14 protein-coding genes are annotated in these 15,149 nt (G+C 72.9%); 11 read left to right on the top strand and 3 right to left on the bottom strand.

Annotated elements, in window-relative coordinates; genetic code table 11:
* Positions 1-8 precede the first annotated feature (8 nt).
* The 3 genes from RY076_RS05415 to RY076_RS05425 all read left to right on the top strand — a co-directional run bounded on the left by RY076_RS05415 (position 9) and on the right by RY076_RS05425 (position 4,770).
* Positions 9-1,796 (top strand): ABC transporter substrate-binding protein, encoded by a 1,788-nt coding sequence (locus RY076_RS05415; RefSeq protein WP_323096575.1) that lies wholly within the window; start codon positions 9-11, stop codon positions 1,794-1,796.
* A gap of 37 nt (positions 1,797-1,833) precedes the next feature.
* Positions 1,834-2,730, top strand: a complete 897-nt coding sequence (mshB, locus tag RY076_RS05420; protein ID WP_323096576.1) for an N-acetyl-1-D-myo-inositol-2-amino-2-deoxy-alpha-D-glucopyranoside deacetylase — start codon at positions 1,834-1,836, stop codon at positions 2,728-2,730.
* 306 nt (positions 2,731-3,036) lie between these two features.
* Positions 3,037-4,770, top strand: a complete 1,734-nt coding sequence (locus RY076_RS05425) for a VanW family protein (RefSeq protein WP_323096577.1) — start codon at positions 3,037-3,039, stop codon at positions 4,768-4,770.
* A 39-nt stretch (positions 4,771-4,809) separates the two neighbouring features.
* Here RY076_RS05425 and RY076_RS05430 read toward each other — a convergent pair whose 3' ends face one another.
* The gene (locus RY076_RS05430; protein WP_323096578.1) at positions 4,810-5,970 is read right to left on the bottom strand and encodes a GNAT family N-acetyltransferase; all 1,161 of its coding nucleotides are present in this window, start codon (positions 5,968-5,970) and stop codon (positions 4,810-4,812) included.
* Between the two features lie 60 nt (positions 5,971-6,030).
* On the opposite strand from RY076_RS05430, the gene fdxA reads away from it, so the two are divergent.
* From fdxA to RY076_RS05450, 4 genes are all read left to right on the top strand, one after another.
* Entirely contained in the window at positions 6,031-6,357 is a 327-nt protein-coding gene (gene fdxA / locus RY076_RS05435) for a ferredoxin (RefSeq protein ID WP_323096579.1), read from the top strand.
* Between the two features lie 20 nt (positions 6,358-6,377).
* Positions 6,378-7,514: a succinyldiaminopimelate transaminase gene (gene dapC, locus RY076_RS05440; RefSeq protein ID WP_323096580.1), complete on the top strand. Its 1,137-nt coding sequence runs from the start codon at positions 6,378-6,380 to the stop codon at positions 7,512-7,514.
* A gap of 111 nt (positions 7,515-7,625) precedes the next feature.
* Positions 7,626-8,909 (top strand): citrate synthase, encoded by a 1,284-nt coding sequence (locus RY076_RS05445; protein WP_323096581.1) that lies wholly within the window; start codon positions 7,626-7,628, stop codon positions 8,907-8,909.
* A gap of 158 nt (positions 8,910-9,067) precedes the next feature.
* On the top strand, positions 9,068-9,424 hold the full coding sequence (locus tag RY076_RS05450; protein ID WP_323096582.1) for a hypothetical protein: 357 nt from the start codon (positions 9,068-9,070) through the stop codon (positions 9,422-9,424).
* A 29-nt stretch (positions 9,425-9,453) separates the two neighbouring features.
* On the opposite strand, the gene RY076_RS05455 is transcribed toward RY076_RS05450, so the two are convergent.
* Both RY076_RS05455 and dapD read right to left on the bottom strand, forming a co-directional pair.
* Complete coding sequence (locus tag RY076_RS05455) at positions 9,454-10,329, bottom strand: hypothetical protein (RefSeq protein WP_323096583.1); 876 nt, start codon at positions 10,327-10,329, stop codon at positions 9,454-9,456.
* Positions 10,330-10,384: 55 nt separating this feature from the next.
* On the bottom strand, positions 10,385-11,317 hold the full coding sequence (dapD, locus tag RY076_RS05460) for a 2,3,4,5-tetrahydropyridine-2,6-dicarboxylate N-succinyltransferase (RefSeq protein ID WP_323096584.1): 933 nt from the start codon (positions 11,315-11,317) through the stop codon (positions 10,385-10,387).
* 92 nt (positions 11,318-11,409) lie between these two features.
* On the opposite strand from dapD, the gene dapE reads away from it, so the two are divergent.
* The 4 genes from dapE (at position 11,410) to RY076_RS05480 (ending at position 15,143) form a co-directional block, all read left to right on the top strand.
* Positions 11,410-12,549 carry a succinyl-diaminopimelate desuccinylase gene (dapE, locus tag RY076_RS05465; protein ID WP_323096585.1) on the top strand — a complete coding sequence of 380 codons (1,140 nt, stop codon included), beginning with the start codon at positions 11,410-11,412 and terminating at the stop codon, positions 12,547-12,549.
* Between the two features lie 151 nt (positions 12,550-12,700).
* Positions 12,701-13,456, top strand: coding sequence for an LOG family protein (locus RY076_RS05470; RefSeq protein WP_413785747.1), 756 nt, complete (start codon positions 12,701-12,703; stop codon positions 13,454-13,456).
* Complete coding sequence (locus RY076_RS05475; RefSeq protein ID WP_323096586.1) at positions 13,453-13,929, top strand: cell division protein DivIVA; 477 nt, start codon at positions 13,453-13,455, stop codon at positions 13,927-13,929. The genes RY076_RS05470 and RY076_RS05475 overlap by 4 nt, the downstream gene beginning before the upstream one ends.
* Complete coding sequence (locus tag RY076_RS05480; RefSeq protein ID WP_323096587.1) at positions 13,926-15,143, top strand: hypothetical protein; 1,218 nt, start codon at positions 13,926-13,928, stop codon at positions 15,141-15,143. Before RY076_RS05475 ends, RY076_RS05480 begins: the two co-directional genes overlap by 4 nt.
* The last annotated feature ends 6 nt before the right edge of the window (positions 15,144-15,149 follow it).

Raw genomic sequence — 15,149 nt, forward strand, 5'->3', positions numbered from 1 at the left:
CGGGCGTGGTGAGAGCGCTTCGGCAGTCCTTCGTGTCCCGGCGGGCCGCGGTGGCCGGCCTCGCCGCCGTCGTCCTGTCGACGGCGGCGGCCGGCTGCTCCGGCTCGGGTGAGGCCGGTTCGGCCACCGACGTCGCCCGCTCGTCGCCCTCGGCGGGCGCCAGCAGCGATGCGGCCCCGGCGCCGGGCGGCACCCTCAAGGTGCTCGTCGCCGGCGACGTCGCGACGTGGGACCCGCAGCTGATGTACGTCGGTCCCGAGGCGTTCTTCGCCCAGCGCGTCTTCGCCCGGGGCCTGACCGCCTACGGCACCGGCGAGCACCAGCGCGACGTCGTGCCCGACCTCGCCACCGACACCGGCACGCCCAAGGACGGCGCGAAGACCTGGACGTTCACGCTGCGCGAGGGACTCACGTGGCAGGACGGCTCGCCGATCACGTGCGAGGACGTCAGGCACGGCATCGCCCGCACCTTCGACCGGCGCACGCACGTCGGCGGCACGAACTACGCCAGCTTCCTGCTCGCCATACCGACCAAGGTCACGCTCGAGGGCCTGGAGAAGCCCGTCTACGAGGGGCCGGGCGACAAGAGCCACCAGAAGGACTTCGACCAGGCCGTCGGCTGCAACGGGCGCGCCATCACCTTCCACCTGCGCGACGCCGAGCCCGACTTCCCGCAGGTCGTGGCCCTGCCGGAGTTCGCCCCGCGCAAGGCCTCCAGCGACCGCAAGGACGACAAGACCTCCTACGACGTCATGTCGAGCGGCCCGTACAAGCTGGAGCAGCCGTGGAAGCCCGGCGAGGGCGGTACGTTCGTGCGCAACACGAAGTGGGACCCACGCACCGACCCCGTGCGCCAGGCCTATCCCGATCGCATCGAGGTCACCGCCGGCCTCGGTGAGTCCACCGTCATCCAGCGCCTGCTCAACCAGAGCGACGACGACTCGAACGCGGTGTCGTGGGTCCAGGCGAGCCCGACCCTGCGCAACCAGGCCGGCACCGACCTCCAGGCCCGCCTCACGTTCCCGTACACGGGCAGCGTCGACTACCTGGCGCTCAACATGCGCAGCACGGTGATGTCGAATCCCGCTGTGCGCAAGGCGTTCTCGCTCGCGACCAACCGCGCCACGTACGTCACCGCCAACGGTGGCGACGGCGCCGGCACGCCGACGTGGTCGATCCTGTCGCCCGCGGTCGACCCCTCCACGGTCGAGGTGCCGAGCGGCGCCAAGGTCGACGGCGACCCCGAGCAGGCCCGCCGCGTGCTCCAGCAGGCCGGCGTCAAGACGCCGGTGCGGGTGCGCGTCGTCTACGCACGCTCGGTCCTCGGCGACAAGGCCTACGCCGCTCTCGCCGCCGGCTGGGAGCGCGCCGGCTTCGACGTGCAGCTGACCGGGGTCCCGCCGGAGGAGTACTACGAGACGATCGAGCGCAAGACCTCCGGCTCGTCCTTCGACGTGTTCCGCGGCGTCTGGACGCCCGACTGGCCGTCGGCGTCCGGGGTCCTGCCGGCCCTGTTCGACTCGCGCATCAACATCGACTCCAGCGGCCCGGGCCAGGACGTCGGCTACTTCGACGACAAGACCGTCAACGGGCTCATCGACAAGGCCGAGACCACCGCCGACCCGGCGCAACGCGAGAAGGTCTGGATGCAGGCCGACTCCGCGCTGCGGGGCGCCGGTGGCTACGTCGCGCTCTCGGCGACCAAGGCGCTCTACCTGCACGGCGCGGGCGTCGTGCACTACGAGGACCACGCGGTCGGCGGCATCGTCGACCTCGCCACCGTCGCCGTCCGCTGACGCGCGTCCGACCCCTTCCCGCAAGCGAGGAGGCCTCGTGGCCCGGCTCCTGTTCGTCCACGCCCACCCCGACGACGAGACGCTGACGTGCGGCGTCGCGATGGCCCACCACGTGGCGCGCGGCGACGAGGTGCACGTGCTGACGTGCACGCTGGGGGAGGAGGGCGAGGTCATCCCCGCCGACCTCACCCACCTCGAGGGGCACCCCGACGACGCCCTCGGCCCGCACCGGTACGCCGAGCTCACCGAGGCGCTGCGCCGCATCGGCGCCACGATGCACGTGCTCGGTGCCGACCCGGGGTCCGGGCGCCTGTCGCGCTACCGCGACTCCGGCATGGCCGGTTCGCCAGCCGCGGCGCGGCCGGGCGCGTTCGCCGGCGCCGACCTCGACGCGGTGGCCGGGCTCGTGGCCGACGTGCTGCGCTCCGTGCGTCCAGATGTCGTCGTCACCTACGACGAGCACGGGGGCTACGGCCACCCCGACCACGTGCGCACCCACGACGCCGTCCGGCGCGCGCTGCAGCTCCTCGAGTCCGAGGAGCTGCCGGGCCGCACCTTCGAGATCCTGACCCCGCAGTCGTGGGCCCGCGCCGACCGCACCTGGCTGCGCGAGGCCGACCCGGCGACGCTGGCCCGCCCCGCCGGCCTGCCGCCGCTCGTCCTTCCCGACGACGCCGACCCCTTCCCGCCGTCGGTCGTGCCCGACGACCGCGTCACGCACGTCGTCGAGGACGCCGGCGCCCGACGCGTCAAGAACGACGCGCTGCGGGCGCACGCGACCCAGGTCATCGTCGCGAGCGAGGACGTGCACGCACTGTCCAACCTCATCGCGGCCCGCACGTCGGTCCGTGAGGGGTTCCGACGCGTCGACACCCTGACATGGGAGACCGTCGGCGCGGCCGTGCCGGCCGGCGAGGCGGGCCTGCTCGCCTGAGCGCGGGCCACGGCTGTGACGCCTGGGACTGCGTGCTCACCCGACAGGTGAGGGGGGCGGCCGTGTCCGAATGGGAGGCGGCCGCGTCCTTCCTGCATCGAGTGAGCAGCTCGTCCCACCCGTCACACCGCACGCGTCACGGGGCGGCAACGAGTCGGTCACGTCCGTGGCACGCCGCGCCACCTCGCGCTCCCGCGCCTCCCGCCGGGTTACCGTTCCTGCCACCTGACCCGCACCGACCCGCACCGACCCGCACTGAACTGCACCCGAAGCCGTGCCACCGCGCGGCGCCGCGCACGGAGAACCATGGAGACCTGGCAGCCCCAGCCCCGCCGCGAGAGCCGCGGCACCGCCCTGCGCCTCGTCGTCGCCGCAGTCGTCCTCGGGGGCGCCTACGTCGGCCTCGGCTACTGGTCCTCCGAGCACCTGCCCTCGAGCGTCACCGTCGGCGGCATGCAGGTCGGCGGCATGACGCCGGAGCACGCGGTGGCCCGGGTGCAGCGCGGGGCGGCCGAGGTCCTCGCACGTCCCATCGCGCTCAGCGTGCCGGGGCGTGAGGACCCGCTGCAGGTCGTGCCCTCGAAGGCCGGACTGCACGTCGACGTCGACCGCTCGCTCGAGGGCCTCACCGGCTTCACCCTGAACCCCACCCGCATCTGGGACCGGCTCACCGGCACGGTGCAGCGGCCCCTGCTCACGAGCGCGGACGATGACCTCCTGCAGGCCTACGTCACGACGCTGGCGCCCACCGTGGAGCAGCAGCCGCACCAGGGCGGTGTCGCGTTCGGCGGGGGCCGCGTGTCCGTCGACCCCTCCCGGCCCGGTGCCACCCTCGACGTCCCGGCCACCAAGCTCGCCCTGCGCCTCGCCTTCCCCGACACGGCCGTGGCCACCGCGGCGGTCCACGTCGTGCGGCCCGACGTCGCCGCCACGGACATCCAGCGGTTCGCCGACACCGTCGGCGCGGCCGTCGTCTCCGCACCCGTGACGCTCGTCGCGGGGGCGAACCGGGCCGTCGTCGGCCCGTCGGCCTTCGCCCCGTTCGTCTCGGCCAAGCCGGACGGCAACGGCGCGCTGGAGCTCGTCTTCGACCAGCCGGGACTGGCCCGCCTCGTCGCCTCGCGGGTCAAGGTGCCGACGAAGGTCGCCACGAACGCGCGATGGACCCTTGGCACCGCCGAGACGCCACCGACGCTCGTGCCCTCGGTCGACGGTGCGGCCGTCGACGAGGACGCCGTCGCCAAGCGCTTCGCCACGGCGATCAGCGGTTCGAACCGCGTCGTCGACGTCGGTGCGGTGGCCGCCGCGCCCGCCTTCACGACGGCGGACGCCCAGGAGGCCGGTGTCACGACGGCGGTGTCCCGGTTCGACGCCGCCTTCCCCAAGGGCGACGCGGCCCTCACTCGCCGCCTGGTCGCCGCCACGCAGCGCCTCAATGGCACGTACGTCCCGCCCGGGGGCAGCTTCAGCCTCCGCTCCGCCCTCGGCGAGTGGGCCATGACATCGGGTGAGACGTGGGACCCGGAGAGCGCGGTCGTCGTCGACGGCCACGTCCTCCAGGGGACCGGTGGCGGCATCTCCCCGATCCCGACGCTGGTCTACAACCTCGCCTACTTCGCCGGCGTGCCGATCACGGAGGCGAGGGCGCACGCGTCCTTCCAGTCGCGCTACCCCGTGGGCCGTGACGCGGCCGTCTACTGGCCGTCGGTCGACACCGCGTGGAAGAACGACTCGCCGTACGGGATGCTCCTGCAGGCCTGGGTGACCGACGGCGTCGTCCACGGCCGCCTCTGGAGCACGAAGGTGTGGGAGGTGCACTCCGTGCCGGGTGTGCGCACGGACGTCGTCGAGCCCCGGACGGTGAGCCGGGGCGACCTCTCGTGCATCCCGCAGCAGCCCGTCCAGGGGTTCGTGGTGACGGTGACGCGGCAGTGGTACCGCCCGGGCTCACCGGAGCTCGTCCGCAGCGAGCCGGTCACGACCCGCTATGCGGCGCAGGACCACGTCGTGTGCACGAACCCCTTCGTCACGCCGCCCTGACCGCGGCGACGAGCTGACCCCGGGGTCTGGCCGACCCCGTCAGGCCTCGGGCTTGGCGAGGTAGGTGTACTCGTGGTGGGTCTCGAAGCCGAGCCCGTTCCAGAACGCGACACCGTCGGCGTTGTCGCCGGACACCTGCAGGTAGATCGCCGGCATGTTGTTCTCGCGCGCCACCATGGCGATCGCCGACACGATGGTCGAGGCGATGCCGCGACGGCGGTGCTCGGGGTGCACCCAGAGGCCGAAGATGCCGGCCCAGCCGGGCTGGATGGCCATCCGGGCGATGCCGACGATGCGCGTGCTCGCCTCGTCGCGGACCGACAGGAACAGCTGCCCCTCACTGCCGGTGAGGACGGCCTCGGTGGTGCCCGGTACGACGCGGCGCTGCTCGGCGTAGGCCATGAGCCACTCGGGCGACAGCTCGGCGTCGGCGTTGACCGGCACCGACTCGGTGGTGAGCGGCGGCACCTGCGCGGACAGGGCGGTGAGCACGAGGACCCGCGACCAGTCGGGGCGGCCGGCGCCGGCCTCGTAGCCGCGCTCGAGGAGCGCCTGGCCGAGGGGCTCGTCGGCGACGTCGAAGCCGCTAGGACCGTGCACCTGGAACAGGGCCGGTGCGTCGTGCTCGGCGTACCAGGCCTCGGCGTAGTCGATCGCCTTGTCGATGGGGAGGCTCGGATCGCCTACGACGAGAACGGAGTTCGCGCGGCCGGTGAAGCCCGACGCGGAGCGGAGCACCCAGTCGCCGAGGCCCTTGCGCTCGGTGGGCTGCCAGCCCCGCGCCATGAGCTTCTCGAGCTCGTCGGCCGACACGCGCTGGTGGGCCCGGCCCGGCTGGCTCGCCGGAGGCGGGACGTCCTTGGCGGCGATGACGTCGGCCCGGATCAGCTTGACCCGCTCGGTCGCCTGCCCGCCCTGCGCGCCCTGCGCGGCCCCGCCGACCCGGGCGTCGACGACGAGGAAGTCGTCGTTGCGGGCCACGAGCTCGCCGACGAAGTCGGTGGCACCGGCGTCGCTGCCCTCCTGGAGGCGGTAGCGCACGACGACGCGGCCGCCGACCGTCAGGCCGGCCGTGACCCGGTGCCCGGTGGTGTCGGTGGAGGCCGAGGAGCCTGCCGCGGAGGCGCTCTCGTGGTGGCCCAGGGGGCTCTCCTCGGGACCTGTCTCAGCAGCGGGGTCGTGCATGGGCTCGCCAGTCATGTCCGGCATACTAGGCGGTGCAGCAGCCCACCCCGAACGCTCCCAGGAGGTCCCCTCCCCATGACCTACGTCATCGCCCAGCCGTGCGTCGACCTCAAGGACCGCGCGTGCATCGAGGAGTGTCCGGTCGACTGCATCTACGAGGGCAAGCGTTCGCTGTACATCCACCCCGACGAGTGCGTCGACTGCGGCGCCTGCGAGCCGGTGTGCCCGGTCGAGGCCATCTACTACGAGGACGACGTCCCCGAGCAGTGGGCCGACTACTACAACGCCAACGTCGAGTTCTTCAACGACCTCGGCAGCCCGGGCGGTGCCGCCAAGCTCGGCATCATCGACAAGGACCACCCGCTCGTCGAGGCCCTGCCGCCCCAGTCGCACGACGAGTGACGCACTCGGCTGACGACACGGTGGCCCCCACCCAGACCTTCGGACCGGCGCCGCTCGACCTGCCGGCCTTTCCCTGGGACTCGCTCGCGCCCCACAAGGCGCGGGCGAGCGCGCATCCGGGGGGCCTCGTCGACCTCTCGGTCGGCACGCCCGTCGACCCGACGCCCGACGTCGTCCGACGCGCGCTGGCCGACGCCGCCGACGCGCCGGGCTACCCGCTGACCGTCGGCACCACCGACCTCCGGGCGGCGATCGTCGAGTGGTTCGCGCGCCGTCGCGGCGTGCCCGGGCTCGGCACCGACGCGGTGCTGCCCACCATCGGCAGCAAAGAGCTGGTCGCCTGGCTGCCCCTCCTGCTCGGGGTCCGCCACGGCGACGTCGTCGGCATCCCGGAAGTGGCCTACCCGACCTACGACATCGGCGCCCGCCTCGCCGGGGCCACCCCGCGCGTCGTCGGCTCGCTCACCGGGCTCGGCCCCCTGACGCCGTCCACGACGCCGAAGCTGCTGTGGCTCAACAGCCCCGGCAACCCGCACGGCCAGGTCCTCGGCGTCGGCCACCTGCGCAAGGTCGTCGACTGGGCGCGCCGCCACGGCGTCGTCGTCGCGAGCGACGAGTGCTACGCCGAGCTCGACTGGCGCGAGGGCCAGTACGGCACGGCGACGCCGAGCATCCTGCACCCCGACGTCTGCGACGGCGACCACACGGGCCTGCTCGCGGTGTACTCGCTGTCCAAGCAGTCCAACCTCGCGGGGTACCGCGCGGCGCTCGTCGCCGGCGACCCGGCGCTCGTCGGGCGCATCCTCGAGGTCCGCAAGCACGCCGGCATGATCATGCCCGCGCCGGTCCAGGCCGCGATGGCTGCGGCCCTGCGCGACGACGCCCACGTCGAGGCCCAGCGGGCCGTCTACGCGCGGCGTCGGGCCCTGCTGCTCGAGGCCGTCACGCGGGCCGGGCTGCGGGTCGACCACTCCGAGGCCGGCCTCTACCTGTGGGCCACCCGCGACGAGGACTGCTGGTCGACGGTGGCCGACCTCGCCGAGCGGGGCGTCCTCGTGGCGCCGGGGGCCTTCTACGGCAGCGCCGGTGCTCGCCACGTGCGCATCGCGCTGACCGCGAGCGACGAGCGCATCGCCGCCGCGTGCGAGCGGCTCTGAGGCGCGGCCCTCGGCCGGACCGGTTTTCTCTCGTCAGGTGACGCTGGGGTAACGTCGCTGCGGAATACGAAGACTCAGCGCCTCGTGCCCGGGGCAACCAGGAGGAACGAAGTGACGAAGGCAGTGGACGCGACGCTCAAGGTCGCCGACAAGGAGCTCACCTTCCCCGGAGTCGAGGCCGTCGAGGGCAATGACGGGCTCGCCGTGAGCTCGCTGCTCAAGGAGACCGGCGTGGTCACCTACGACGTCGGCTTCGTCAACACCGCGTCGTGCAAGAGCGACATCACCTACATCGACGGCGACGCCGGCATCCTGCGCTACCGCGGCTACCCGATCGAGCAGCTCGCCGCGCACTCGACGTTCACCGAGGTGTCCTACCTGCTCATCTACGGCGAGCTGCCGACCCCCGAGGAGCTGACCCGCTTCGAGGACTCCATCCGCCGGCACACGATGCTGCACGAGGACCTCCGCGCCTTCTTCAACGGGTTCCCGCGGGACGCGCACCCGATGCCGGTGCTCTCCTCGGCCGTCTCGGCGCTCGGCACCTTCTACCAGGACAGCCTCGACCCGTTCGACCAGGAGCAGGTCGAGATCTCGACGGTCCGCCTGCTCGCCAAGCTGCCGACCATCGCGGCGATGGCCCACAAGAAGAGCGTCGGCCAGCCGTACATGTACCCGGACAACTCGCTCTCGCTCGTCGAGAACTTCCTCCGGATGACCTTCGGCTACCCGGTCGAGCCCTACGACGTCGACCCGACGATCGCCAAGGCCCTCGACCTGCTCTTCATCCTGCACGCCGACCACGAGCAGAACTGCTCCACCTCGACGGTCCGCCTCGTCGGCTCGGCGCACGCCAACCTCTTCAACTCCGTCTCCGCGGGCATCCACGCCCTGAGCGGCCCGCTCCACGGCGGCGCCAACTCGGCGGTGCTCGACATGCTCGACGACCTCCACGCCTCGGGCGACGACCCGAAGAAGTTCATGGAGAAGGTCAAGAACAAGGAGGGCGGCGTCCGGCTCATGGGCTTCGGCCACCGGGTCTACAAGAACTATGACCCGCGCGCGGCCATCATCAAGAAGTCGGCCGACGAGATCCTGGCCAAGCTCGGCCACGACGACCCGCTGCTCGACCTCGCCAAGGGCCTCGAGGAGATCGCCCTGGCCGACGACTACTTCGTCGAGCGCAAGCTGTACCCGAACGTCGACTTCTACACGGGCCTCATCTACAAGGCGATGGGCTTCCCGACGAAGATGTTCACCGTCCTGTTCGCCATCGGCCGCCTGCCGGGCTGGATCGCCCAGTGGCGCGAGATGATGAACGACCCGGAGACCAAGATCGGCCGCCCGCGCCAGATCTACACCGGCTCGCCCGAGCGCGACTACCCGCAGCGCTGACCGACAGGCACAGCGCAGCACCAGCACCAGACGCCTCCGGCACCGAACGACTCGTTCGGTGCCGGAGGCGTCCGTGCACCGGGGTGCTCGTGCCTTGGCGCGGAGCTCGGCACCGAACGACTCGTTCGGTGCAGCCCGGGATGGGGCAGGGTGGGGGCATGGCGACGTACACGGTCAACGACGCGGCGGTGGCGGCGGTGCGCGAGCGCATCGACCGGCGGCAGTACGTGCTCGACAGCGACTGGGGCCAGGTGCAGCCCGACGCCGAGGCGCAGAACGCCTATCTCGAGCGGCACTCCTGGGAGGAGTACGCGTCGTGGCACCTCGGCCTGACCGAGGGCGCGAACGAGGGCACCAAGGCCCGGTACGCCTTCGTCTGCGGCGACCTGCGCCGGGTGCACCGCAGCGGGCTCATCGCCTGCGTCTACCGGGCCGCGGAGTGGCGCCACAAGAAGGTCGAGCTCGCGGCGCACGACCTGCTCCAGCACCTCGACGCCGTCGCCGGCATCGACTGACGCGCGCCTTCTCGCCGGCTCGCCTGCGGTCAGGCGAGGGTGATGGTGACCGTGGTGCCACCCGAACCCGGTGACCAGCCCTCGTCGCCCTTCGAGCGGTCCCAGACGCGGTCGCCGATCGCGACGCGGGTCGCGCCGTACTGCTCGGCGCGGGCGACGCCCCAGTGCGCCACGGCCCACGCGAGGGTCGCGGTCGGTGCGGTGACGACGACCTTGCCCTGCTCCGTGCGCACCGCCGTGATGCCCATCTGCTCGGCGAGGTCGCTCGCGACCCGGTCCGGCCCGACGCTCGTCTTGGCCGCGTCGAGACGGCAGGTGAGCCCGGCGGGGGAGTGCCCGGTCAGCGTCGAGGCGAGCACGCGGCCCTGGCCCTCGTGGTCGCGGTAGGCCTCGGGGAAGCCGCTGCGCTGGACCTTCTGGGCGATGGTCGTGATGTCGGCGGTCTGGTAGCCCTTGAACTTCACGAGGGCGTCGTAGAACGCGTTCGTCGCGTGGACCATGTCGAGGATCTGCTTCTCGGTGCCCCAGCCCTGGCTCGGCCGCTGCTGGAAGAGGCCGAGGGAGTCGCGGTCGCCGTAGCGCAGGTTGCGGATCTTCGACTCCTGGAAGGCCGTCGTCAGCGCGATCGTGGCGGCCCGCGGCGGCAGCTCGCGCTTGACGGCGAGCGCGGCGATGAGCGCGGCGTTCGCGGTCTGCTCCGGGTCGAAGGTCTCGGTCACGCCGCCGGCGGTGATGGTGCACGTCGGGTTGACGACGCTGGTGTAGAGGAAGCGCGCCCCGAACCAGACGCCGGCGGCCACGAGCGCGACGACGACGAGCACGACCACGCCGCGCCGCCGGCGTCGGGCGGGGCTGGGCCGGGGTGCGCGGGACTCGGCGAGAGTCGGGCGCTGGCGGGTCGGCATGAGGTCCTCGTCGTCGTCGGCGTCGCTCGCCGGGTCGTGCGGTGCTGCGGGCGGGTCAGTCGTTGGCGTGGAGCGCGGCGTTGAGCGCGATGCCCGTACCCGCGCGGTCGCGGGCCTCGACGGCGCCGGTCACGCTGTTGCGGATGAACAGGAGGTTGCTCGACCCCGACAGCTCGCGGGCCTTGACGACCGAGCCGTCGGGGAGGGTCACCTTGGTCCCCGCCGTCACGTAGAGACCGGCCTCGACGACACAGTCGTCGCCGAGGGCGATCCCGATGCCGCCGTTGGCTCCGACGAGACAACGCTCACCGATGCTGACGCGTTCCGTGCCGCCGCCGGAGAGCGTGCCCATGATCGAGGCGCCCGCCCCGATGTCGGAGCCGTCGCCGACGACGACGCCCTGCACGATGCGGCCCTCGACCATCGAGGTGCCGAGCGTGCCGGCATTGAAGTTGCAGAAGCCCTCGTGCATGACCGTGGTGCCGGGGGACAGGTGGGCGCCGAGCCGGACGCGGTCGGCGTCGGCGATGCGCACGCCCTGGGGCACGACGAAGTCGGTCATCCGCGGGAACTTGTCGACCCCGTACACCGACACGTGCTGACCGGAGGTGCGCAGCCGCATCCGGGTCTGCTCGAAGCCCTCGACGGGGCAGGCGCCCACGCTCGTCCACACGACGTTCGGCAGGACGCCGAAGACGCCGTCGAGGTTGACCGTGTTGGGCGCCACGAGGCAGTGCGAGAGCAGGTGCAGGCGCAGGTAGGCGTCGGGGGCGTCGGCCGGGGCGGCGTCGAGGTCGATCTCGACGAGCCGCACCTGGGTGCGCACCCGGCGCACCGTGTCCTCACCGGCGAGCGACGCGAGCCCCGCCGGGGTGCCCGCGTCCGCCGGTCGGGCGCCCAGCGCCGGCTCGGGGAACCACGTGTCGAGCACCTGCCCGCCGTCCGTGATCGTCGTCAGTCCGTGACCCCATGCGCTGCGCTCCGACATGCGCGAAAGGATAGGGCCGCGCCGGCGCTGGTCGAAACCCGGCGGCCGGTCCGTCCGGCTGGCGGGCAGCCGCCCCCGCTAGCCTTCCCGGTATGCCGCAGCCGACCCCGTCCACCGAGCCCGTGATCGCCGAGCGCACCGAGCCGACGTCCTCGACGCCGTCCGGAGCGCCTGCGCTCGACCTCTCCAGCGACGTCACCTCCCTCGTCGCGGCGATCTGCGACATCGAGTCGGTGAGCCAGGACGAGCAGGCGCTCGCCGACGCCATCGAGGCCGCGCTGCGACCGCTGGCCCACCTCGAGGTCGTCCGTGACGGCAACACCGTCGTGGCCCGCACCGACCTCGGCCGCGCCGAGCGGGTCGTCCTCGCCGGCCACATCGACACCGTGCCGCTCACGGCGGAGCCGAACCTGCCCACCCGGCGCGTCGGCGAGGACCTGTGGGGCCGCGGCACCGTCGACATGAAGGGCGGCGTCGGCGTCATGCTCCGCATCGCCGCCCAGCTGGCCGGACCGAACCGCGACCTCACCTTCCTCTTCTACGAGTGCGAGGAGATCGACGCGAAGTACAACGGCCTGGCCCGGGTGGGACAGAACCGCCCCGAGCTGCTCGCCGGCGACTTCGCGGTGCTCCTGGAGCCGACGAACGGCGCCATCGAGGGCGGCTGCAAGGGAACGCTGCGCGCCGAGGTCACCACCACCGGCGTCGCGGCCCACTCGGCCCGACCGTGGAAGGGGCACAACGCGATCCACGACGCCGCCACCGTGCTGTCGCGCCTCAAGGCCTACGAGGCCGAGACCATCACCGTCGACGGCCTCGACTACCACGAGGCCCTCCAGGCCGTCGGCATCAGCGGCGGCATCGCGGGCAACGTCATCCCCGACCGCTGCACCGTCACCGTCAACTACCGCTACGCCCCCGACAAGGACTCGGCCGAGGCCTTCGCCCACGTACAGCATGTCTTCGAGGGCTTCGAGGTGACCCTCGCCGACGCCGCCGATGGCGCGCGTCCCGGCCTGCAGCTGCCGGCGGCCAAGGCGTTCGTCGAGTCGCTCGGCGTGCCCGTCGACGCCAAGGAGGGCTGGACCGACGTCGCCCGGTTCTCGGCGCTCGGCATCCCCGCCGTCAACTACGGTCCCGGCGACCCGAACCTCGCTCACATGGACGACGAGCACTGCCCCGTCACCCAGTACGTCGACGCCGAGGCCGCGCTGCTGCGCTGGCTCGGCTGACGCGTCGGGGCACGGCACCGGCACGTAGGGTGACGCTGTGACTGACGACGAGCACGCCTCCGCCGACGAGCCGACGCCGACGCGTCCGGACGCGCCGGCCTCGAGGCCGGGCGGGCGCGCCGAGACCCGGCGCCAGACCGGCCCGGTCACCCTGCGCCGGGGGCAGGTGCCCCCGACGACCACCGACCAGCGGCTGCTCCAGACGCCGCAGCGCACCGACTGGCTGCACGCCGACCCGTGGCGGGTCATGCGGATCCAGTCCGAGTTCGTCGAGGGCTTCGGGTCGCTGGCCGAGCTCGGGCCGGCCGTCGCCGTCTTCGGCTCGGCCCGCACCGGTGTCGACGACCCCGCGTACGCGATGGGCGTCGAGGTCGGTCGCCGCCTCGTCGAGGCCGGCTACGCCGTCATCACCGGCGGCGGACCGGGGGCGATGGAGGCCGCCAACCGCGGCGCGTACGACGCCCGCGGCACGTCGGTGGGCCTCGGCATCGAGCTGCCCTTCGAGACCGGCCTCAACGAGTACGTCGACCTCGGCATCAACTTCCGGTACTTCTTCGCCCGCAAGGTCATGTTCCTCAAGTACTCGCACGGGTTCATCGTCCTGCCGGGCGGCTACGGCACGCTCGACGAGCTCTTCGAGGCCCTCACCCTCGCCCAGACGCAGAAGGTCACGGAGTTCCCCGTCGTGCTCATGGGCGCGTCGTACTGGTCCGGGCTGCTCGAGTGGCTGCGCGGCACCGTCCTCGGGCAGGGCATGATCTCGCCCGCCGACCTCGACCGCCTCGTCGTCACCGACGACCCCGCCGAGGCCGTCCGCGCCATCCGCGCCTTCGACGGGCCGGGCCGGACGCCGTCCGACGAGGACCGCGCCGGCACCGACGCCGAGGGCGAGGGGGCCGCGTCGTGAAGTGGCTCATCCTCCTCGTCGGCGTCGTCGTCGTGTGTGCGGTCGTCGCCATGATCCTCGGTCTGGCCGGCGGCGGTCTCGGCCGGCCGACCGCGTCGCTGTCGCACGAGCCGCTGCCCGAGGACCCGATCGCCGACGACGACTTCGACGACCTCGTCTTCGACATCGCGGCCCGTGGCTACCGGATGAGCCAGGTCGACGGCGTCGTCGACCGGCTCCGCAGGGAGCTGCGCGAGAAGGACGAGCAGATCGCCGTCCTCCGGGGCGAGGAAGGCGAGGCGACCGAGCCGGCCGAACCCGCCGAGCCGACCGAGGCGGCCGAGCAGCACGAGCCGACCGGGCCGACCGGGCCGGCCGAGCCGACCGAGGCGGCCGAACCCGCCGAGCCGACCGAGGCGGCCGAGCAGCACGAACCGGCCGAAGCGGAGCCGGAGGCCGACGCCGCGACGGCGAAGGACAGCCGCACCGCATGAGGGACCTCGCCCCGAGCCTGTCCCGCCGGGCCTTCGTCGGGTGGGTGCTGGGCCTCTACGCCCTGGCGCGGGTCGTCACGACGACGATCCTGCTGCTCGTCATGCGCCACCAGGTGCCGAGCGGCATGACGGGCGGCGACGACGTGCCGGTCACCTACTTCCCGTTCACCGCGCTCTGGGACGGGCAGTGGTACCAGACCATCGCCCACGACGGGTACCCGTCGACGCTGCCGGTCGACGAGCTGGGCTCGGTGCGGCAGAACGCCTGGGCCTTCTACCCGCTCTTCCCGTACGCGGCTCGGGCCCTCATGGCCACGGGCCTGTCGTTCCCCGCGGCGGGCTCGACGATCGCACTGCTGTGCGGGTTCGGCGCCGCGGTGCTCATGGGCCTGCTGCTGCGCGACCGCATCGGTGACCGGGCGGCCCTCGTCGTCGTGCTGCTCTGGGCGAGCTTCCCGGCGTCGGTCACCCTGCAGCTGGCCTACACCGAGGCACCGGCGATGCTGCTGCTCGTCGCCTACCTCTACGCCGTGGCCCGTGAGCGCTGGCTCGTCGCCGCCGGGGTGGCGATCCTGCTCGGCCTGACGCGTCCGGTCGCGGTGCCGCTCGGCGTCGTGACGCTCGTGGCGCTGTGGCTGCGCTGGCGCGCTCGCGGCGAGCGGCCGGTGACGCGCGGCGAGTACGTCGCCGGGCTCACCTCCCTCGTCGCGTGCGGCGTCGCCGGCTTCCTGTGGCCGGCGATCGCCTGGTGGGGCACCGGCGAGCGCGACGCGTACACCCGCACCATGGGGTCGTGGCGCGGCTCGGGCACCGTCGAGCCGTTCACGCCGTGGCCGGGGATGGCCCGGTACGTCTTCGGCGACACGTGGGGACCGGTCCTGCTCTGGGTCGTGCCGATCGCGATCGTCGCACTCGTCGCCGGCCCGTGGGCCCGGGCACTCGGCGCCGAGCTGCGCACGTGGTCGCTGGCCTACCCGGCGTACCTCGCGGCCGTGCTCGACCCGTTCACGAGCATCTTCCGCTACCTCGTGCCGCTCTTCCCGCTGCTCGTCGTCGTGGTCGGCGCCGGCTGGCAGGACCGGCGCGGCACCACGTGGACCCGGCTGCTGCTGCGCGCCGTGCCGCTGCTCGTCCTCTTCGTCGTCGGTCAGTGGTTCTGGGCCGACATCCTGTGGCGCTACGTGCCGTCGCCGAACGGCGACTACCCGCCGTGACCGGGG

The organism is Intrasporangium zincisolvens, from assembly GCF_034724055.1.
Lineage (GTDB): Bacteria > Actinomycetota > Actinomycetes > Actinomycetales > Dermatophilaceae > Monashia > Monashia zincisolvens.

Excerpts from the sequence above, each read along its gene's own strand:
- RY076_RS05425 (WP_323096577.1), top strand. The coding sequence starts at position 3,037 with ATGGAGACCTGGCAGCCCCAGCCCCGCCGCGAGAGCCGCGGCACCGCC.
- RY076_RS05430 (WP_323096578.1), bottom strand. The coding sequence starts at position 5,970 with ATGACTGGCGAGCCCATGCACGACCCCGCTGCTGAGACAGGTCCCGAG.
- fdxA (WP_323096579.1), top strand. The coding sequence starts at position 6,031 with ATGACCTACGTCATCGCCCAGCCGTGCGTCGACCTCAAGGACCGCGCG.
- RY076_RS05450 (WP_323096582.1), top strand. The coding sequence starts at position 9,068 with ATGGCGACGTACACGGTCAACGACGCGGCGGTGGCGGCGGTGCGCGAG.
- RY076_RS05455 (WP_323096583.1), bottom strand. The coding sequence starts at position 10,329 with ATGCCGACCCGCCAGCGCCCGACTCTCGCCGAGTCCCGCGCACCCCGG.
- dapD (WP_323096584.1), bottom strand. The coding sequence starts at position 11,317 with ATGTCGGAGCGCAGCGCATGGGGTCACGGACTGACGACGATCACGGAC.
- dapE (WP_323096585.1), top strand. The coding sequence starts at position 11,410 with ATGCCGCAGCCGACCCCGTCCACCGAGCCCGTGATCGCCGAGCGCACC.
- RY076_RS05480 (WP_323096587.1), top strand. The coding sequence starts at position 13,926 with ATGAGGGACCTCGCCCCGAGCCTGTCCCGCCGGGCCTTCGTCGGGTGG.